17 protein-coding genes are annotated in these 18,804 nt (G+C 71.8%); 7 read left to right on the top strand and 10 right to left on the bottom strand.

What is annotated here, in order from left to right; translation table 11 throughout:
* Positions 1-172: 172 nt before the first annotated feature.
* The 3 genes from STSP_RS15455 to STSP_RS15445 form a co-directional block, all read right to left on the bottom strand.
* On the bottom strand, positions 173-1,696 hold the full coding sequence (locus STSP_RS15455) for a penicillin-binding transpeptidase domain-containing protein (protein ID WP_078067197.1): 1,524 nt from the start codon (positions 1,694-1,696) through the stop codon (positions 173-175).
* A complete protein-coding gene (locus STSP_RS15450; RefSeq protein WP_067277562.1) occupies positions 1,693-3,051 on the bottom strand; it encodes an FtsW/RodA/SpoVE family cell cycle protein in 1,359 nt (452 codons plus the stop codon). Before STSP_RS15450 ends, STSP_RS15455 begins: the two co-directional genes overlap by 4 nt.
* 83 nt (positions 3,052-3,134) lie before the next feature.
* Positions 3,135-3,494: an SH3 domain-containing protein gene (locus STSP_RS15445; RefSeq protein WP_067277561.1), complete on the bottom strand. Its 360-nt coding sequence runs from the start codon at positions 3,492-3,494 to the stop codon at positions 3,135-3,137.
* A 282-nt stretch (positions 3,495-3,776) separates the two neighbouring features.
* On the opposite strand from STSP_RS15445, the gene STSP_RS15440 reads away from it, so the two are divergent.
* Positions 3,777-4,580 carry a nuclease-related domain-containing protein gene (locus STSP_RS15440; protein WP_067277827.1) on the top strand — a complete coding sequence of 268 codons (804 nt, stop codon included), beginning with the start codon at positions 3,777-3,779 and terminating at the stop codon, positions 4,578-4,580.
* A 111-nt stretch (positions 4,581-4,691) separates the two neighbouring features.
* Here the strand turns inward: STSP_RS15440 and STSP_RS15435 are convergent, their stop codons facing one another.
* Together STSP_RS15435 and ligD are read right to left on the bottom strand one after the other, a co-directional pair.
* A complete protein-coding gene (locus STSP_RS15435) occupies positions 4,692-5,603 on the bottom strand; it encodes an ATP-dependent DNA ligase (RefSeq protein ID WP_232789655.1) in 912 nt (303 codons plus the stop codon).
* Between the two features lie 11 nt (positions 5,604-5,614).
* On the bottom strand, positions 5,615-6,496 hold the full coding sequence (gene ligD, locus STSP_RS15430) for a non-homologous end-joining DNA ligase (RefSeq protein WP_067277559.1): 882 nt from the start codon (positions 6,494-6,496) through the stop codon (positions 5,615-5,617).
* 51 nt (positions 6,497-6,547) lie between these two features.
* On the opposite strand from ligD, the gene ku reads away from it, so the two are divergent.
* The gene (gene ku, locus STSP_RS15425; protein ID WP_067277818.1) at positions 6,548-7,672 is read left to right on the top strand and encodes a non-homologous end joining protein Ku; all 1,125 of its coding nucleotides are present in this window, start codon (positions 6,548-6,550) and stop codon (positions 7,670-7,672) included.
* 60 nt (positions 7,673-7,732) lie between these two features.
* Here the strand turns inward: ku and STSP_RS15420 are convergent, their stop codons facing one another.
* Positions 7,733-8,389 carry a MerR family transcriptional regulator gene (locus tag STSP_RS15420; protein WP_078067196.1) on the bottom strand — a complete coding sequence of 219 codons (657 nt, stop codon included), beginning with the start codon at positions 8,387-8,389 and terminating at the stop codon, positions 7,733-7,735.
* Positions 8,390-8,654: 265 nt separating this feature from the next.
* On the opposite strand from STSP_RS15420, the gene STSP_RS15415 reads away from it, so the two are divergent.
* Entirely contained in the window at positions 8,655-9,563 is a 909-nt protein-coding gene (locus STSP_RS15415; protein WP_408646297.1) for a hypothetical protein, read from the top strand.
* A gap of 71 nt (positions 9,564-9,634) precedes the next feature.
* Here STSP_RS15415 and STSP_RS15410 read toward each other — a convergent pair whose 3' ends face one another.
* From STSP_RS15410 to STSP_RS15395, 4 genes are all read right to left on the bottom strand, one after another.
* Positions 9,635-10,297 (bottom strand): 4'-phosphopantetheinyl transferase family protein, encoded by a 663-nt coding sequence (locus tag STSP_RS15410; protein WP_067277553.1) that lies wholly within the window; start codon positions 10,295-10,297, stop codon positions 9,635-9,637.
* 108 nt (positions 10,298-10,405) lie between these two features.
* Entirely contained in the window at positions 10,406-11,851 is a 1,446-nt protein-coding gene (locus tag STSP_RS15405; protein WP_067277551.1) for a S1 family peptidase, read from the bottom strand.
* A 206-nt stretch (positions 11,852-12,057) separates the two neighbouring features.
* A complete protein-coding gene (locus tag STSP_RS15400; RefSeq protein WP_067277547.1) occupies positions 12,058-12,909 on the bottom strand; it encodes a helix-turn-helix domain-containing protein in 852 nt (283 codons plus the stop codon).
* 352 nt (positions 12,910-13,261) lie between these two features.
* Complete coding sequence (locus STSP_RS15395; protein WP_078067194.1) at positions 13,262-14,809, bottom strand: NCS1 family nucleobase:cation symporter-1; 1,548 nt, start codon at positions 14,807-14,809, stop codon at positions 13,262-13,264.
* A 330-nt stretch (positions 14,810-15,139) separates the two neighbouring features.
* On the opposite strand from STSP_RS15395, the gene STSP_RS15390 reads away from it, so the two are divergent.
* From STSP_RS15390 to STSP_RS15375, 4 genes are read left to right on the top strand one after another with little or no spacing between them, the layout of a single operon-like run.
* Positions 15,140-16,129 carry a branched-chain amino acid ABC transporter permease gene (locus STSP_RS15390; protein ID WP_067277544.1) on the top strand — a complete coding sequence of 330 codons (990 nt, stop codon included), beginning with the start codon at positions 15,140-15,142 and terminating at the stop codon, positions 16,127-16,129.
* 20 nt (positions 16,130-16,149) lie between these two features.
* The gene (locus tag STSP_RS15385; protein ID WP_067277542.1) at positions 16,150-17,142 is read left to right on the top strand and encodes a branched-chain amino acid ABC transporter permease; all 993 of its coding nucleotides are present in this window, start codon (positions 16,150-16,152) and stop codon (positions 17,140-17,142) included.
* Positions 17,132-18,034, top strand: coding sequence for an ABC transporter ATP-binding protein (locus tag STSP_RS15380; protein ID WP_198547351.1), 903 nt, complete (start codon positions 17,132-17,134; stop codon positions 18,032-18,034). Before STSP_RS15385 ends, STSP_RS15380 begins: the two co-directional genes overlap by 11 nt.
* Positions 18,035-18,037: 3 nt before the next feature.
* Positions 18,038-18,787: an ABC transporter ATP-binding protein gene (locus STSP_RS15375; RefSeq protein WP_067277539.1), complete on the top strand. Its 750-nt coding sequence runs from the start codon at positions 18,038-18,040 to the stop codon at positions 18,785-18,787.
* Positions 18,788-18,804: the final 17 nt, after the last annotated feature.

Below are 18,804 nucleotides of genomic sequence, written 5' to 3'. Positions count from 1 at the left end.
CACCTCCCAGCGGTAGCTGGGGGAGGGTGGGCACAACCCACGACGAAGGGTGCGCTTCTGGTGGGTTGCCCGGGGGTCGAGTGCGTTGCCCGACGTCGTCGGGGTCCCGTTGTGCCCACCCGTTCCGCCCCTAGCGGAACGACTGCCCACAGCGGGTGGGCGGCCGCCCGGCTCAGTGGCGGTGGGCTGGCCGACCGCCTGCCGAGGCGTCGCGGCGTGGGTCCGGGCGTGGGGTGGCCCGGAGGTTCAGGACCGTCTCCATCACCGCCTTCGCGATCGGTGCCGCGGATCCGCCGCCGCTGATCTCCGCCCTGTTCGCCGCCGCGTCCTCCACGACGACGGCGACCGCGACGGCGGGCTCCGGAGCGCCGTCGGCCTGTGCCCAGGAGATGAACCAGGCGTACGGGGTGCCGGTGTTGCCGACGCCGTGCTGGGCCGTGCCGGTCTTGCCGCCGACCGTCGCACCGGGGATCGCCGCGTTCGAGCCCGTGCCCTCCTCGACGGCGCCCGTCATGAGCTCGCGCAGCTGGGCCGCGGTGGACGGCGACATCGCCTGACGCAGGGTCCGCACACCGGCCGTCCGTACCGTGGAGCCGTCGTCCGTGGTCGTCCGGTCCACCAGGCGGGGCGACTTGACCGAGCCGCCGTTCGCGACCGCCGCCGCGACCATCGCCATCTGCAGGGGCGTCGCCCGCGTGTCGAACTGGCCGACGGAGGACAGGGCGAGCTGCGCGTCGTCCATCTTCGTGTCGAAGTTGCTCGCGGAGACCGGGAGCGGAATCGTCAGCCCGCCGTCGTTGAAGCCGAGGCGTTGCGCCATGCCCGCCATGGCATCGAGGCCGGTCTCTACCCCGAGCTTGGCGAAGACCGTATTGCACGACCACTCGAAGGCGTACCGCACGGGCGCGTCCTCGCAGTCGTCCACCTCGTTGCTCAGCCGCGACTCGCTGCCGGGCAGCGTGTACGGATCGGGGGAGTCGGTCGGCCTGTCCACGTCCCCGACCACGCCCTCCTCCAGCGCCGCCGCCGCGGTGACCACCTTGAACGTCGAGCCGGGCGGATACGTCTGGTGGATAGCCCGGTTGAGCAGCGGCTTCTCCGGGTCGGCGTTCAGCTGCGCCCAGGCCTCCTTCACCGAGTCGCCGTTGCCGGAGAGCCGCCCCGGGTCGTACGACGGCGTGGACACCAGCGCCAGGATCCGCCCGGTCGCCGGCTCGATCGCGGCGACCGCGCCCTTCCTGCTGCCGAGCCCCCGGTACGCGGCCTGCTGGGCCGCCGCGTTGATCGTCGTGACGACCCGGCCGCCCGGGCTGCGGTCGCGCGTGAGGTCGTTCCACCCGGGGATGGGACCGAGCAGCGGATCGGTGCCGGAGAGCACCTCGTCCTCGGTGTTCTCGAGCAGCGACGTGCCGTACGCCTGCGAGGCGTAGCCGGTCACCGGCGCGTACAACGGGCCGTCGCTGTAACGGCGTTCAAAGCGGAGCTGCTCGCCGGTGTCCTCGGACGACGTGACGGGCGTCCCGCCCACGAGGATGTCGCCGCGCGCCTGGGCGTAACGGGCGATCGCCTGGCGGCGGTTGGCGGGATTGTCCTCGTACGACCCCGCCTGGAAGACCTGGATGCGGGTGGCGTTCACCAGCAGCGCGACCAGCAGCAGGGCGCACACGATCGCGGCGCGGCGGATACAGCTCGTCACGGCGGTGCCGTCCCGTCGTACTGACTGCGCGCCGAGTCGCTGATACGGATGAGCAGCGCCACGATGATCCAGTTGGTGACGACCGACGAGCCGCCCTGCGCGAGGAACGGCATGGCCATACCGGTGAGCGGGATCAGCCCCGTCACACCGCCCGTGATCACGAACACCTGGAGCGCCACGATCGAGGCGAGGCCCAGGGAGAGCAGCCGGCCGAAGGGCTCGCGCAGGGCGAGCCCGGCCCGGAAACCGCGCTCGACAAGGAGTCCGTAGAGCAGGATGATCGCGGACAGGCCGGTGAGGCCGAGCTCCTCGCCCGCCGTGGCCAGGATGAAGTCCGACTTCGCGGCGAAACCGATCAGGATCGAGTGGCCGAGCCCCAGACCGGTGCCGAGCATCCCGCCCGCGGAGAACGCGAACAGCGACTGCGCGAGCTGGCCCGGGCCCTGGCCCGCGTCGATGGACGCGAAGGGATGCAGCCAGTCCTCGATCCGGCTGTGCACATGCGGTTCGAGGCCGCCCACGGCGAACGCGCCGAGCGCCGCGAGCAGCAGGCCCACCGCGACCCAGCCGGTGCGGCCCGTGGCGACGTACAGCAGGATCACGAACAGCCCGAAGAACAGCATCGACGTGCCCAGGTCCCGCTCCAGGACGAGCACCCCGACGCTGAACAGCCAGATCGCGACGATCGGCCCGAGCACCCGGCCCGTGGGCAGCTGCAGCTTCCAGACGCGGCGGCCGGTGTACGCGAGGGCGTGCCGGTTGGCCGCCAGATAGCTGGCGAAGAACACGGCGAGCAGCACCTTCGCGAACTCGCCCGGCTGGATGGAGAACCCGCCGAGCCGGATCCAGATCTTCGCGCCGTTCACCGCCGGGAAGAAGATCGGTGCCATCAGCAGGAGCAGCGCCCCGGCCACCGACAGATACGCATAGCGCTGCAGCACCCGGTGGTCGCGCACGAGGACGACGACCGCGATGAACAGGCCCACGCCGAGCGTCGACCAGACCAGTTGGGTGGGGGCGGCCCGGTCGGCCGGGGTCTCCAAGTCGAGGCGGTAGATCAGCACCAGGCCGATGCCGTTGAGCAGGACGGCGATCGGCAGCAGCAGCGGATCTGCGTACGGGGCGCGGATGCGGACCGCGAGATGGGCGAGCAGCGCGAGCGCGCCGAGCCCGGCGCCGTATCCGGCTGCGCCGGGCGGGATGGATCCGCTCTTGGCGAGCCCGACGGCGCAGTAGCCGTACACGGGCAGCAGGACGGCGAGGACGAGCAGGCCGAGTTCGGTGCCGCGGCGGCGGGGGAGGCGGACAGCGGGGATCGCGGTGGGGGCCGCGGTGTCCGCTGTCGTTCCGGTCATGGCGGGAACGTAGCAAGCGGCACGCCTGATGTCCCGTTATGTCGTGATAATCGGGCTGTTCTAGTGGTTCATTGGACCGCCCGTCAGCACCAGCGAGGCGCCTTCCCGACGTTCTCGATGTAGCGGGCCGCGCCCCACGCCCACGTGCCGTCGGTGAGGAGGTACCACCGGTTGTTGCCGTCGACCTCCTCGCTTGCCGTCTTGCAGAAGATCGACACGATCGCCCCGTACGGCTCGATGCGCAGGACGCGGCCACCGCGGGCCGGGGAGTCGCGGAGCACCAGCCCGGTGCGGGCGATGACCCGGCCCTTGTACGTCTCGTATCCCGTGACCGGATCGCCGTCGCCGCCCGAGGCGAGGGCGGGCGTGCCGGCGGCGAGGGCGGAGAGCGCCGCGCCGGCGGCGACCATGGCGAGCCGGGCGGGGGTGGACCGGGGGGACATGGGGCCTCCGTGGGTGGGGCTGGGAACCGGGCGGATCGCGACGACCGGCCGATCCATCGCCACATGATCAATTGCCACATTAGGAGCGGCCCTTCATCTGCGCAGGTCACACTGCGCCATCGGGGGGCGACCGGCTGTCGTACGACCGTCGGGCGGCCGTCGTTCGGCAGGCCGCGGGTGAGGAGACGCGGGGCGGCCGTCGCGCACGGCCGCCCCGGCCCCCTACTCCGGCTTCTTGCCCCCGGAGCGCCCGCCTGTTCCCATGGTCATGGGGTGATGGCCATGAGCGGACTGCGCGTCGTACCGATCTGGACTCGCGGCCAGGAGCGGCTCCACGTCCTGCTCCCGGACGGCAGGAACATCGCCTGGTACGACCGTGAGGCGGCCCGGGTGAGCCTGCTGAGCGAGGACCGGCGAGAGGACGTGATGGGCGTTCTCGGCCCCTTTCTGACCGGCCCGGTCAGCGTGGGCCCGCCGCCCGTGCCGACGCCCGCCGACATCGCCCGCCTCACCCTCCACCCGGACGACGACCTCGCCCCGAACCGCCCCGGCGAGGCCCTGCTGATATCCCTCGACCGCGATCCCGCGCCCGCGCGGCGGCTGCGCCCCGATCCGCGGCGCCGGGCGCTCGCCGCGGAACAGGCCGTGGGCGAGGTGCTGGACGGTCTCGAGGGCGCGGGCTGGCGCACCCTCCACTCGATTCCGCTCCCCGGCGGGGACCGCATCCACCATCTGCTGATCGGGCCCGGCGGGATCTTCGCGCTGCACACGGTGTACGCGCGCAAGCAGCGGCTGCGGGTCGCCGATCCGGTGGTCGTGGTGGGGCGGGGGGAGCCGCGGCCGCTGCTGCGGTGGGCGCGCAGCGACGCGAGCCGGGCCTCGTTCGCGCTCACGGCGGAGGTGCGGGGCGTTCTGGCGGTGGCGGGGCCGGCGGATGTGGAGGTCGAGGGGGTGCCGCGGGGGGTGCGGGTGGTGCAGGACGCGGATCTGGTGGGGCTGGGGCGGACGGGGGGTGTGCTGAAGCCGGCGGATGTGGAGGCGTTGCATGCGATGGCGCGTGACCGTCACACCTGGCTTCGGGTGTGACGGAACCAGGGGGGCTCCGCCCCTGGACCCCCGGTCGCCCTTCGGGCTCGTCCTCAAGCTCCCCCAGCTAACGCTGGGAGGTGCCCCCAGACGGGCTGAAAGCCGCTGGGGTCAGCGGAACCGTTCCACCGCCACCACCGCCACCGCATGCCGCGTCGTCTCCTGCCGTACCTCCACGATCAGCTGCGGCTCCGCCGGCAGCGCGCGGTACGTGACGTCGCCGATCCCGGTCGCCGTCGCCGTGCCCTCGCCCACCGGCTCCGGCAGCAAGCCCCCCGCCGCGGTCCGCACCCCTGCGGACAGCGGCGACGAGACGACCGGCACGCCGTCCCCGGGCAGCGTCAGGACGAGGGCCCCCGGGCGTGTCCGGGGGCCGGTGAACCCGACGACCACCGCGTCCCGGGTGTCGCTGTGCCGCAGCTTCAGCCACGCGCGCGTGCCGCCCCGGTAACCCTGGTCGACGCGCTTGATCACCAGCCCCTCCACGCCGCAGTCCACCAGCGTCTCGTACCAGGTCAGCGCCGTCGCCCGGTCCGTCGTCACCGGTACGGGCTGCAGGGGCGGCCCCAGCGGCTCCAGCATCCGTACGAGCCGCTCCCGCCGCCGTGTGTACGGCGCCGGGCGCAGGTCGGCGCCCCCCTCGGCGAGGAGGTCGAAGGCCGCGTACGAGGCGGGCAGCGCCCGCGCCAGCGCGGCGGCACGCGCGCGCGTGGCGGCCGCCCGCTTCTGGACCGCCGCGAAGTCGACGCAGCCGTCCGACCAGACGACGACCTCCCCGTCCAGCACCGCGCCCGCCGGCAGCCGCTCCGCCGCCTCGACCAGATCGGGGAAGGCGCTGGTGACGATGCGCCCGGAGCGCGCCTGCAGGGTCACCCCGTTTCCGGTCCGGAAGACGACGAGGCGGTGCCCGTCGAACTTCGGCTCGTACGCCCACCCCGCTCCCTCAGGCAGCGCCGTGACCGACTCGGCCAGTGCAACCCGCACCGGCGGCGTGACGGCGGCGGAGCGCGACTGGGGCCTCACGCGGGGCGGCGTCACGGCAGCGGCCTCGCATGGCCGGTGTCGAGCAGCGGGTCGAGCAGGTCCCCGTACCGGTCCAGGCGCGGCGCGATGTCCGTCGCCAGGAACACCAGCTGAGCGGGGTCCGTGCAGTCCGCGACCTCGTCCCAGGTGACGGGCGCGGACACGGTCGGCTCGGCCCGGGCCCGCAGCGTGTACGGCGTCGCGGTGGTCTTCGCCGCCGCGTTCTGGCTGAAGTCGACGAAGACCTTGCCGGGCCTGAGGCTCCGCTTCATACGGTGCGTGACGAGGTCCGGCATCTCCCGCTCGGCCTGTACGGCGAGCTGCTTCGCGTACGCCGTGACCTGCTCGGACGGCGTCGGCTCCAGGTGCGCGAGCAGGTGCAGCCCCTTGGCGCCGGACGTCTTCGCATGCGCCTCGATCCCGTCCGCGGCCAGCCGCTCGCGCAGCCAGAGCGCGACCCGGCAGCACTCCACGACGGTGGCGGGCTCCCCCGGGTCGAGATCGAGGACGAGCCGGTCGGCGATGCCCGGCGCGTCGCACTGCCACTGCGGGGTGTGGAACTCCGTGACGAGGTTCGCCGCCCACATCAGCGTGGCCAGGTCCTGGACCACGATCTGCCGCGCGTGCCCGTCGGAGTGGGGCACATCGGCTGTCCTGACCCAGGTGGGCGTACCCGGCGGCACATTCTTGGCGAAGAACTGCTGGCCGTCGGGGCCGTCGGGGAACCGCAGGAACGACAGCGGCCGGTTGGCGAGATGGCCGAGCAGGGCCTCGGCCGTGGTCGCGTAGTAGTGCAGCAGCTCGCCCTTGGTGAAGCCGCTCGCCGGATACAGGACCTTGTCCAGGTTGCTGAGCGCCAGGCGCCGCCCCTCCACCTCTGTGATGGGCGTCATACGATGAGAATCGCATGAAATGACATGAAACCTACTCAAAAGGTGCTGAACGTGCGATCGATTTGGAACGGAGCCATCTCCTTCGGGCTGGTCAGCATTCCGATCAAGCTCGTGAACGCCACCGAGAGCCACTCCGTGGCCTTCCGCCAGATCCACACCGAGGACGGCGGACGGATCCGCTACCGCAAGGTGTGCGAACTGGAGGAGAAGGAGGTGACCCAGGCCGAGATCGGCAAGGGGTACGAGGATGCGGACGGAACGATCATTCCGATCACCGAGGAGGACCTGGCCTCGCTGCCGATCCCGACGGCCAAGACGATCGAGATCGTCGCCTTCATCCCGGCCGAGCGTATCGATCCCCTCCAGATGGACGCGGCGTACTACCTCGTCGCGAACGGTGTGCCCGCCGCCAAGCCGTACACGCTGCTGCGCGAGGCGCTCAAGCGCAGTCAGAGAGTCGCCATCGCCAAGTTCGCGCTCCGGGGCCGGGAGCGCCTCGGCATGCTGCGCGTCGTCGGCGACGCGATCGCCATGCACGGACTGCTGTGGCCGGACGAGATCCGCGCCGCCGAGGACGCCGCGCCGACCACGCACGTGACCGTGCGCGACGCGGAGCTGGATCTCGCGGACGCGCTCATGGACACGCTCGGCGAGGTCGACCTGGACACGCTGCACGACGACTACCGCGACGCCGTCGAGGAGCTCATCGCCTCCAAGATCTCCGGCGCCCCGCTCGAGCACGTGCCCGTGGCGGAGGAGCGGGCGGGCAAGGTCATCGACCTCATGGCGGCGCTGGAGAACTCCGTACGCGCCGCTCAGGCCGCGCGTGGTGAGGGGGAGGCAGAGGTGACGCCGCTGCCCGCCCGCAGAGCGGGCCAGCGCAAGCAGGCGGCGGGGCGGTCCGCGCCTGGCGCGCCCAAGGAGGTGGGCGGCAAGAAGTCGACGGCCACGGCCACGAAGAAGGCGGCGACGGGGAAGAAGACGGCGGCGAAGAAGGCCAGTCCCACGAGGTCGACGGCCACGAAGTCGACTGCGTCGGCTTCATCGGCGGCCAAGAAGAGCGCCGCCGGGGCGAAGTCGGGCGCCAAGGCCAAGGCGGGAGCCGGGGCGCGGGGCGGGGCGTCGGGCGGGGCGTCGGCCAAGAAGACGGCTTCGCGTCGGCGGACGTCTGCCTGATGCCTCCGGCGGGTGGTGGGGTGCGCCACCTGCCGGAGGGTGGCTCGAGTGCAGCCGAGGTCAGGCCTTCGGCTTCCGCTCAGGCGGCCCATCCGCGCCGTACAGCTTCGCCGAGGCGTCCACATGGGCCAGCCGGCGCAACGCGCTGAACACCGCCTCACCCAGAACGGTTCCGATCACCACACCCTCCACCATGTCCTCGACCGCCACCCGCCGGTTCACGTACGCGAGGTCGGCGCGGGCGACCTGCTCGGCGGCGTCCGCGTAGTCGTCGAGCACCTCGACGAAATCCCCGTGTCCCAGCCGGGCCATGGCGGCAAGGGCCTTTGACACGTCGTCGGCGGCGGGGTTCGACTCATGCGTCCGCCAGCCGCGCCTGGAGATGAGGTCGGTGACGACGGCATGCGCGGCCGCCGACTCGGCGTCGTCGTGCTCGCTCTCGGCGGTGCCGAAGCGCTCCGCCGCGGCACCGAGCACTTTGTGCAGTGGGCGCTCCGGATCATCGACTGCCGCCAGGACGTCCGCGATCTCGGCCACCTTCAAGCCGCCCACGTCGAGCAGGGCGCGGATCAGCCGCAGCCGGCGCTCATGTGTCTCACCGTAAGCCGCCTGGTTCGGGCTGGTCAGCTGCCCCGGAGGCAGCAACCCTTCCCGGACGTAGTACTTGATCGTCGGCACCGGCACCCCGGTTCGGCGGCTCAACTCTCCGATACGCACCGTCGGTTCACTCCTCGACCTCGGTCCTGCCCGCCTGCGCCGACCCTTGCCAGCCCGTCCCCTCATCATAGATAGTGGCGCTATCAGATAGTAGATAGTGCCACTATCTACTCTGCCTTGTTCGAGGGGGATAGCTGTGTCTTCATCAGGTCCGTCTTCGTGGGCTTCGTCGTCGTGGTGGCCTGCGGCTCCATGGCGGTGGCCTTCGGCTCCATGGCGGTCATGGCACCGACCGCTGGTGATGTTCTCGGCGGCGGTGGCCGTCATGGCGGTCTTATCCGGTGTGGGCCTCGTCATCGACGACCGCGTTCTGGCGGGTGCGCCCATCTGGTTCAAGCCTTTCAAGTTCTCGGTCTCCTTCGTGGCGTACTGCCCTTCTCTGGCCTGGATGCTGTCGCTGCTCACCCGCGGCCGACGTGTGGGCTGGTGGGCGGGGACCGTCGTCACGGTGGCGAGCCTGGTCGAGATGGTGATCATCACCGGGCAGGCGGCACGCGGGAAGCGCAGCCACTTCAACTATGAAACGCCCTTCGATGAGGCGCTGTTCAACGCGATGGCCGTCACGGTCGTCATCCTGTGGCTCGGCACGCTCGCCGTCGCCGTGCTGTTGCTCCGCACCCGGATCGCCGACCGTGCGTCCGCCTGGGCGATCCGCTCCGGCATCATCCTGGCGCTGGCCGGGGCCGCCGTCGGATTCCTGATGACGCAGCCCGCGCCGGGGCAGCAGCGCGGCGTCTCCAAGGTGGTCGGCGCGCACAGCGTGGGCGTGCCGGACGGCGGTCCCTCCATGCCGCTGACCGGCTGGTCGACGACCGGCGGCGATCTGCGGATCCCGCACTTCGTCGGCATGCACGCGCTCCAACTCCTGCCGCTGCTGGTCATGATGCTGACCGCCCTCGCGCCACGCTTCGCCCGCCTCGCCGACGACCGGGTACGGCTGCGCCTGGTGCTGCTCGCCTCGGCGACGTACGCCGCCGCCTTCGCCCTGGTCCTCTGGCAGGCGCTGCGGGGCCAGGCGCTGATCCACCCGGACAGCGCGACTCTGGGGGTGGCCGGCCTGATCCTGACGGCCGTCGTTCTCGGAACGTACGGATCCCTCCGGGTGCCAACGCCCTGTCCGCCGAAGGCCACTGACGCCGACGACTCCAACGCCTCGAAGGAACTCGTGCCATGACCGGATTCCTGTTCGAGCTCTCCTTCTGGCTGGCCGCCCCGCGTTCAGAGGCCGCGGCGGAATACGGGCGCTCACCCCCGGGGGATCACCACCGCCGTGAGCGCCAGACCATCCCGTACGAGCCACTGCCCGCAGAACTCCTGTGGAGCAGCCGGCACCGGCCGCAGCAGGCGCGCCGTGAACACACCGCGCGTCGTCGCGCCGTCAGCCTGCCGGAATGTCAGGTCAGCTTCATGGAAGCCGAGATCGACGCCGGTCACCGGGTACCACGCCTTGAACACGCTTTCCTTCGCGCTGAACAGCAGCCGGTCCCAGTGGATGGCGCCGTCCGGCAGGTCCCGTGCCAGCCGCGCCTGCTCGGAGGGCAGCGCGATGACGTCGAGGACGCCCTCGGGCAGCGGCCCGTGCGGTTCTGCGTCTATGCCGAGTGTGCGTATGTCGTCGGTCCGGGCGACGGCCGCCGCCCGGTAGCCCTCGCAGTGCGTCATGCTGCCCACCACTCCGGCCGGCCACTGGGGTTCGCCGCGCGGCCCGCGGAGCACCGGCACCGGCGGCAGCCCGAGGTCGGCCATGGCCAGCCGCGCGCAGACCCGGACGGTCCGGAACTCGTTGCGCCGCTTGGACACCGCCTTCTTCAGCAGGGACTCCTCCTGCGGGAACAGGGCACCGGGCGCGGCATGATCGGTGCGGGTCGCCGAACAGCGGACCGCCTGCGGCAGCAACTCGCCGATCACGACGGCCTCTCAGCTGTTGCGGTCACATCCGTCCCCTCGGGCGCGCAGGTCGTGGATGCGTCGCACCCTAGCGAAGGCGTAGCAGAAGCTCAGCCCCACATCACGGAGTCAGCCCCACATCTCGGAGTAGGAGGAGCGGAAGCGCCGGCGGTCCTGGCTCGTCCGGATCAAGTGGGTGGCGAGCAGAACGAGCAGGCTCACCGCGATGACCGCCAACCCGGGGGCCAGAATGCGGAAGTTGACCATCTCGGTCAGTGCGGGCCGTCCCCCTGCGGTTCCCGGTGCCCCCTGTGCCCCCGGTGGTCCCGTCAGCCCCGGCGACTCCGGCACGGCCGGCGGCACGGCGGCGCTGCCGGCCGGTGGTTCGCCCTCCCCGCGGGCGGCCGCCGTGTCGTCGTCCCCGGCCCCGGTTCCGGGGTCGGTATCCGGGTCGGTACTCGGATCGGTCAGCTTCACCCCAAGGGCGTCCAGCGCCTTGGTGGCGGGCTGGAAGAAGGTGGTGCCCCCGGAGCCGCAGTCGCCGTTGCCTCCGGACGTCACGCCGAGCGCGAGGCCCTGTGCGATCAGCGGGCCCCCGCTGTCCCCGGGTTCGGCGCAGACGTCGGTCTCGATGAGGCCGGTGACCGTGCCCTCGGGGTAGTTCACCGTCGCGTTCACCGCGGTCACCCTCCCGGAGTGCAGACCGGTCGTGCTGCCGCTGCGGAACACCTGCTGGCCGACGACCGGATCGGCCGCGCCGACGATGCGTACCGCCCGGCCGCCGCCGATGTCCACGACGCCGGGCCCGCCGCGGGTGCCGCTCCCGGCGTTCTCGTACCGCACGAGCGAGAAGTCGCTGCCGGGAAAGGAGCCGGCCACAGTGGTGCCGAGCTGCGCGGTGCCCTGGCCGTCCTGGAACCAGGTGGTGCCCACCGGTCCGCAGTGCCCGGCCGTGAGGACGAAGTCGCCCCGGCCATCGGTCACGTTGAAGCCGGCGGAGCAGCGGCCGTTGCCCGCGAAGATCGGGGCGGCGCCGTTCACCCTGGTGGTGAAGGCGCCGCCGGTCCGTTCCATCTCCACGTAGCCGCCGATGCCCCGCGCGATCCCGGAGAGCCGTGACCAGTCGGCCGCCGAGACGGTGCTGTCCGCGTGCACCACGACCTTGTTGGACGCGTAGTCGAGGGCCCACGCGGAGCCGGGCACCCGGGGCGCCGCGCCCAGCGTCTCGGTCGCCTGGCGGAGCCGGTCCATGCTGTGGGCCACGACCTTGGCGCGCGCCCCCGCCCGCTGCACCTCGGCCGCCGCCTCCGCGTCGGTCACCGCCACGACCGGCCGCCCGTCGGAACCGATCCAACTGCCCGCGGTACGGGACGTACCGAGCCGCGTGACCATACGCGCGCCCAGCGCCGAGGCGTCGGGCGGGTTCGAGGCCGCGGAGTCACCGGCCGGGGCGGCCGTCGTCCGCCCGGAGCTCTCGCTCGCCATGGCGGTCGACACCATCACCGCACCGCAGACCAGCCCGCAGGCGGCCGCCAGCCGCACCAGTCGGTGGGTCCTCTGCCGTACGTGCCTCATCCCCGGCCCCCAAGCCTGATCCGTCGTCCGTCATCCGTCGTCCGGCACGGCGTCGCCCGCGCGGGGCCACGGGAGTATGACCCGCCTCCAGTACGTGCCGGTCGCCGATACGGTTCACCGGCCGCCGGAGACGTCACGGCGTCAGCTCTGCGCAAACGGCGTCTGCGTCACGGTGTCTGCGTCACGGCGTCGGACTCGTCCGGTCCTCAGATCCCGGCGTCGAGGGGGGCGGAGACGCCGGCGGCAGCGGTCGTGGGGCGCGGAAGGTGCCGCGGAAGGTGCCGCGGCAGGCAGACGATGAGCCGCAGGCCGCCCGGCAGATCCGTCGAGGTGATGAGGGCCGGGCTCTCCCCGTGCTGGGGGTGGCGGACTCTGCGCAGCGAGAAACCCGGGCCCAGGCTGGCCCTTTCGTCGCGCCAGAGCGGTTCCGCGACCGGGTGCTCCTTGATGCGGGAGACGAGGGCGTCCAGCGCGGCTTCACCGCGGCACATGGTGTAGACGATCTGCAGCCGGGCGATGGCGAGACGGCGGGCGTCGGCGATGTCCGCGATGCGGGCTGCGGCCGTGCCGGTGAACAGCCAGAGCACGGCGTTGCGGTCGTGCGGCTCGATCGTGCCCGGGTCCTCGAACCAGTCGGCCACGGCATCGTTGGCGGCCAGCACGTTCCAGGCGTGGTCGGTGAGGATCGCCGGGTTGGGTTCGGCGGCCTCGAGGGCGGCGAGGTGGCACGGGTCCGGCACCGGCCTGCGGTGGCTGAGGCTCGGAGGGACGACGCGGGCGGCCAGGCAGAACAGATCGGTGCGCTGCTCGGGACTGAGGCGCAGGGCGGTCGCGACGTCGGAGAGCAGGCCGGGGTCGACCTCGCTGAGCTCGCCGTTCTCCAGCGCGCTGTACCAGCGGAGGGTGGTCCCCGACAGGAACGCCACCTGCTCCTGCTCGAGCCCTCTGTGATGACGCGTCTGCTGCGGCAGCCCGACGTCCTGAGGCGTGAGCAGGGACCGCTGCTTGATCAACAGGCGGCTGAGGTTGCGGCGGCGTACGTCATCGCTCTGCTGCATCGGTGCCTCCCGCGGCAGGTGGGGGTCGGTCGGCGGGCAGGCGGTCACGAATGTGGACCCGCTGACTTCCGATGATGATCCGCGAGGCGCCTGCGGTTTCGGCGCTTGTGGGGGTTTCGCTCGATCGGGCTACCGCAAGGTCCTCGGGACGTGGTACGGAAATCCGGGCCCGGCCCCCACCACAGCCGCTCCTGCCGGGCAGCCGGGCGGACCGGGGCGTCGGCGGCTCCGTAGCCCTGGTGGCCACGTGCGCTGGACGATCGCGCTCAGCCCGGCCGGCTGACCGGGCTGAGCACGGGAACTGTCATGCCGGGGCGACGACCGCCATCGCGGGCCGTCGTCCGACGCCGGGTCAGGCGGTCTCCGGCTCGGGTTCGGGCGCCGCCCCCGGCTCCTCCTCCGCCTTGGCCGCGGCCTCGCTCCCCGTCCCCACGATGCGGCTCTTCGCGCCGCACAGGGCGAAGTAGAGCAGGCCGGAGACGATGACGCCGATGAACCAGGAGTACGGGCCCAGGGCATCGGCGTAGCCCGACGGGCCGTAGACCGGGAGGATGCTGGCGAAGACCGCGCCGACGGCGGCCGCGGCGAAGGCGCGGATGTTCCAGCCGCCCTGGAAGCGGAACTCGCCGTGCTCCTGGTAGAGCGCCGGGACGTTCAGCTGGGCCCTGCGGACCAGGTAGTAGTCCACGACGATCACGCCGAAGAGCGGGCCCATGGTCGAGCCGATGGCGTTGACGAAGCTCGGCGCGTTGTCCCAGGGGTGGAGCGGGTACAGCAGGAGCGCGATGACCGCGGCGATGAGGCCGCCGCGCCGGAAGTCGACGTAGCGGGGCGCGACGTTGGCGAAGTCGAAGGCCGGGCTGACGAAGTTGGCCACGACGTTGATGCCGAGCGTTGCGACCGCGAAGGTCAGGGCGGCGAGCAGGACCAGGAAGGCGCTGTCGAACTTGGCAGAGATCTTCGCGGGTTCGAGGATCACCTCGCCGTACACCTTGCTGGCCGCGGCCGTCGTCAGGGCGGCGACGAACGAGAAGAGGATGAGGTTGACGGGCAGGCCCCAGATGTTGCCCTTGCGCAGCACCTTCTCGCTCGGTGTGAACCGCGCGAAGTCCCCGAAATTGAGGAACAGGGCCGCGAAGTAGGTGATCCATGTGGCGGCGATCGCCGCGATCGCCGCCACTGAGCCCGGCGTGACGCTCAGGCCCGTCGCGCTCTTGGCGAGCGCGGCGAGGTCGCCGGCGGGCATGTCGACCGAGAAGGACAGCACACCGGCCTGCACCGAGAGCCCGACGGCGAGGATCAGCATCATGAGCCACACGGCGGGCCCGGCGAAGTCCTGGAACCGGCGGACGGTCTCCATCCCCTTGCTGATGATCAGCAGCTGGGCGGCCCAGACACCGAGGTAGCACACCACCTCGAGCCCGCTGTGGTCGAAGAGACGGGTCGTCTCGTGGAAGTGCTTCGGGCCGTCGTAGCGGATGAGGAACGCGACGATCGCGCCGGCCGCCGCGCTGGTCTGCGCCCCGTACCAGAAGGTGGCGACGACCGCCCGCACCAGCGCCGGGACGTTGGCGCCGAAGGTGCCGAAGGACGCCCGCGCCAGGACCGGGTACGGCACACCGGTGCGGACGCCCGCCTTGCCTATCAGCGTCATCAGCCAGTAGATGACGAGCGAGCCGATACCGATGCCGATGAGGAACTTGACGGTGTTGCCGGCGACGAGGAACAGGCTGGCGGCCAGGAAGTAGCCGTACAGGCTGTGCACGTCCGAGGTCCAGACGTTGAAGATGCTGAACGCGCCCCACTTCCGCTCGGTGGCCGGAGCGAGGTCGTCGTTGTAGAGCCGTGGTGAGTAGTCCGTTGGGGGTGGGGCCGAGGCCGTGTTCTCCGTCGCCGCCATCGTCGCTTTCTCCTTGCTGAGCGGAATCGCTCCTTACGGGTGCGGGATGACGTACAGGGAAAAGGCGGCATCTTTCACCCTGATGCCGGATCTGTTACAGACATGTCAACGCCCCCGCTCAGCGCCGCTTCCGCGGCCGCGCCACCGCCCGAAGTCGCGCTTACACTGAGTGACAGAGGCCGTTCGCGGAACGGAACTCCGCGAACGCCCTGGACGACCGGACGCCCGGACGCCCGGACCAAGGACGACCGGAGCCTGGTCATCCGGACCTCGGAAACCCGGAAACCCCGGAACCCCGGAACTCTCGGAACTGTCGTGCGCTGTCAGCGGGTGTTCACAGCGGCGCTCGCCCTGGGTCTCGTGATGCTGCCCGCGGTCACCGCGCGGGCGCGGGGCGAGGACGCTCCGCGCGGTCCCGTTGGTCCCGCGTTCGGCGGGCGCGCGCTGCAGGCGCTGGTCGACGGCATCCAGTTCGGCGTCATCATCGCGATCACCGCGGTCGGCCTCTCGCTCGTCTTCGGCACGATCCACCTGATCAACTTCGCGCACGGCGAATTCGTGACCGTCGGCGCCACGTTCGCGTTCTTCCTCAACGCGTCGCCTGCCGGTCCCGGCTGGCATCTGATCCCCGCCGCCGTCGCCGCGGTCGCCCTCGGGGCGCTGCTGGGCGCGGCCGTCGACCGCGGCGTCTGGCGGCCGCTGCGGGCGCGCGGCACCGGCCTGATCAACCTGTTCATCGTCACGATCGGGCTGTCGCTGCTGCTGCGGCACATCGTGCTCGTGCTGTATGGAACCCGGCCCGGCTCCTACGCCCAGTACGACATCCAGAGCGCCATCGGCCTCGGGCCGGTCGGCATCACCCCGCGGGACCTCACCGTCACCGTGCTGGCGGTGCTCGTCCTGCTCGGCGTCGCCGTGCTGCTGCAGCGGACGCGGACCGGCACGGCCGTCCGCGCCGTCTCCGCCAACCGGGACCTGGCGGAGGCGTCGGGCATCGACGTGCGGCGGGTGGTGCTGTTCGTGTGGATGCTCGGCGGCGGTCTCGCCGCGCTCGGCGGGGTCTTCTTCGGTCTGGTCGAGACCGTCACCTGGGACATGGGCTTCAAGCTGCTGCTGATGATGTTCGCCGGGATCATCCTGGGCGGGCTCGGTTCCGCCTACGGCGCGATGGCGGGCAGCCTCGTCATCGGCGTCGTCGCGCAGATGTCCACGCTGTGGTTCCCGGTCGACCTGCAGTACGCGTGGGCGCTGCTCGTGCTCATCGTCGTCCTGCTGGTGCGGCCGCAGGGCATCCTCGGCCGCGCGGAACGCGTCGGCTGAGGGCGGCAGGGGAGTGCGCCATGGACATCTCGGTCATCGTCTCCGACGCCCTGCGTTCCGGCATCGGCCCGATCGCCGCCGTCTACGCGCTGGCCGCGATGGGCCTGAACCTGCATTTCGGCTACACCGGGCTGCTGAACTTCGGGCAGGTCGGCTTCATGCTGGTCGGCGGCTACGGGCTCGCGGTCACGGTGGCGACCTGGGGCGGCCCTCTGTGGCTTGGCATCCTGGCCGGTCTCGCCTCCGCCGTCGTACTGGCCTTGCTGCTCGGCCTGCCCACGCTGCGGCTGCGCGCCGACTATCTCGCGATCACCACGATCGCGGCGGGGGAGACGCTGCGGCTGTTCTACCGGTCCAGCTGGGCCGAGCCCGTCACGGGCGGCGTGTTCGGACTGCAGCGGTTCGCGAACGAGTTCTACGCCCTCAGCCCGATCCCGCGCGGTACGTACGGGGTGTGGCTGGTGCGCTTCAGCGCCCGCGATCTGTGGGTGCTGACCGTCGGCTGGACCCTGGTCGCGGTGACCGGAGTGCTGCTCGCCCTGCTGGTCCGCAGCCCGTGGGGCCGGGTCGTCCGCGCGATCCGCGAGGACGAGACCGCCGCGCGCAGCCTCGGCAAGAACGTCTACGCCTGCAAGATGCAGAGCCTGGTCATCGGCGGCGTGATCGGTGCCGCCGCCGGCATGCTCCAGGCCATCCAGGTGCAGTCGGTGAACCCGGACAGCTTCGACCCGGCCGTCACCTTCTTCCTCTACACCCTGCTCGTCCTCGGCGGCGCCGGGCGGATCCTGGGCCCGGTCGTCGGCTCGGTCCTCTTCTGGTTCGTGCTCACGTTCCTGGACAGCGCGCTGCGGCAGGCCATCGACGCCGGGTACGTGTCGCCGGAGCTGATCAGCACGTCGGAGGTCGGTGCCGTGCGCTTCGCGCTGGTCGGGCTGGCCCTGATCCTGCTGGTCACGTTCCGGCCGCAGGGCATCCTCGGCAGCCGGAAGGAGATGCTGCTCAGTGGCCGCTGACCAGGCGTCCTCGGGGCGCACCCCGGGCACTGCGGCCGGTCCTGGCGGTACCGCAGCCACCGGCCGCCTTGCCGGGGTCGCGCCCGAGCCCGGCGTGCGCAAGCCCGACCCGCTGCTCGTCATGGACCAGGTCACCCGCAGCTTCGGCGGCATCACCGCCGTACGGGTCGGCCACCTGGAGGTGCAGCGGGGCACCATCACGGCGCTGATCGGGCCCAACGGCGCGGGCAAGACGACGCTGTTCAACGTGGTGAGCGGCTTCGACCGGGCCGCCGGCGGCCGCTGGTGGTTCGACGGACACCCGCTCACCGGCCGCCCCGCACACCGGGTGGCGCGGCGCGGACTCGTCCGTACGTTCCAGCTCACCCGGACCCTGGCCCGGCTCACCGTCCTGGAGAACCTGAAGCTCGCGGCCACCGGGCAGCGCGGCGAGCGGCTGCTGCCCGCGCTGCTGCCGCCGCTGTGGCGCGGCCAGGAACGGCAGATCGAGGAGCGCGCCGACGAGATGCTGGAGCGGTTCCGGCTCGGGCCGCTGCGCGACGACCACGCGGGCACGCTCTCCGGCGGACAGCGCAAACTCCTCGAACTGGCCCGCGCGCTCATGGCCCGGCCGGTCATGGTGCTGCTCGACGAGCCGGTGGCCGGGGTGAATCCCGCACTGACCCAGTCGCTGCTCGGCCACATCACCGAGCTGCGCGACGAGGGGCTGACCGTCTGCTTCGTCGAGCACGACATGGACGTGGTGATGGGCATCAGCGACTGGGTCGCCGTCATGGCCGACGGCCGCCTGGTGGCCGAGGGCCCACCGCACACGATCGGCCGCAACCCGGCCGTCGTGGACGCCTACCTGGGCAGACGACACGACGAGCCGGAGGCGACGGAGGAGGAGTAGCCGATGCGGGCCAACAAGCGGGAGAGGAACACGCCGGTGCTGGCGGCCGAAGGCATCGTCGCCGGGTACCTCCCGGGCGTCGACGTCCTGCGCGGCTGCAGCATCGAGGTGGGCCCCGGCGAGCTGGTCGGTGTCATCGGGCCCAACGGAGCGGGCAAGTCGACCCTGGCCAAGGCGGTGTTCGGCCTGCTCCGCGTGCGCGCCGGCACCGTGCGGCTGAACGGCGAGGACGTCACCGGCCGGCCGGCGCACGAACTGGTCCGCCGGGGCGTGGGCTACGTACCGCAACTGCAGAACGTGTTCGCCTCGCTGACCGTCGAGGAGAACCTCCGGATGGGCGTCTATCTGCGGCCCCGGGACTACGCGCGGCGGGCCGCGGCCGTCGAGGAGCTCTTCCCCGTCCTGGCCGCCCGCCGGAGGCAGAAGGCCGGCTCGATGTCCGGCGGCGAGCGGCAGATGCTGGCGATGGCGCGTGCGCTGATGACCGAGCCGCAGCTGCTGCTGCTCGACGAGCCGTCCGCCGGCCTGTCCCCCCTGCATCAGGACCACGTCTTCGACCGGGTCAGGGAGATCAACGGCGCGGGCGTCGCCGTGCTGATGGTCGAGCAGAACGCCCGCAGATGCCTGCAGATCTGCCACCGCGGCTATGTCCTCGACCAGGGCCGCAACGCGTACACGGGCCGGGGCACGGATCTGCTGCACGACGAGAAGGTGATCGCGTGCTACCTGGGCACCCTGGCCCGCGCCCGCTGAACGCTGCCTACCGGGGG

The organism is Streptomyces jeddahensis, from assembly GCF_001642995.1.
In the GTDB taxonomy this organism is placed as follows: domain Bacteria; phylum Actinomycetota; class Actinomycetes; order Streptomycetales; family Streptomycetaceae; genus Streptomyces; species Streptomyces jeddahensis.
The sequence above is the reverse complement of the archived record's forward strand: the minus strand, read 5'-3'. Positions and strand labels throughout refer to the sequence as shown.

Excerpts from the sequence above, each read along its gene's own strand:
- ligD (WP_067277559.1), bottom strand. The coding sequence starts at position 6,496 with ATGACGCCCATCACAGAGGTGGAGGGGCGGCGCCTGGCGCTCAGCAAC.
- STSP_RS15375 (WP_067277539.1), top strand. The coding sequence starts at position 18,038 with ATGCGGGCCAACAAGCGGGAGAGGAACACGCCGGTGCTGGCGGCCGAA.
- STSP_RS15405 (WP_067277551.1), bottom strand. The coding sequence starts at position 11,851 with ATGAGGCACGTACGGCAGAGGACCCACCGACTGGTGCGGCTGGCGGCC.
- STSP_RS15445 (WP_067277561.1), bottom strand. The coding sequence starts at position 3,494 with ATGTCCCCCCGGTCCACCCCCGCCCGGCTCGCCATGGTCGCCGCCGGC.
- STSP_RS15440 (WP_067277827.1), top strand. The coding sequence starts at position 3,777 with ATGAGCGGACTGCGCGTCGTACCGATCTGGACTCGCGGCCAGGAGCGG.
- STSP_RS15400 (WP_067277547.1), bottom strand. The coding sequence starts at position 12,909 with ATGCAGCAGAGCGATGACGTACGCCGCCGCAACCTCAGCCGCCTGTTG.
- STSP_RS15450 (WP_067277562.1), bottom strand. The coding sequence starts at position 3,051 with ATGACCGGAACGACAGCGGACACCGCGGCCCCCACCGCGATCCCCGCT.
- STSP_RS15395 (WP_078067194.1), bottom strand. The coding sequence starts at position 14,809 with ATGGCGGCGACGGAGAACACGGCCTCGGCCCCACCCCCAACGGACTAC.
- STSP_RS15385 (WP_067277542.1), top strand. The coding sequence starts at position 16,150 with ATGGACATCTCGGTCATCGTCTCCGACGCCCTGCGTTCCGGCATCGGC.
- STSP_RS15415 (WP_408646297.1), top strand. The coding sequence starts at position 8,655 with ATGGCGGTCTTATCCGGTGTGGGCCTCGTCATCGACGACCGCGTTCTG.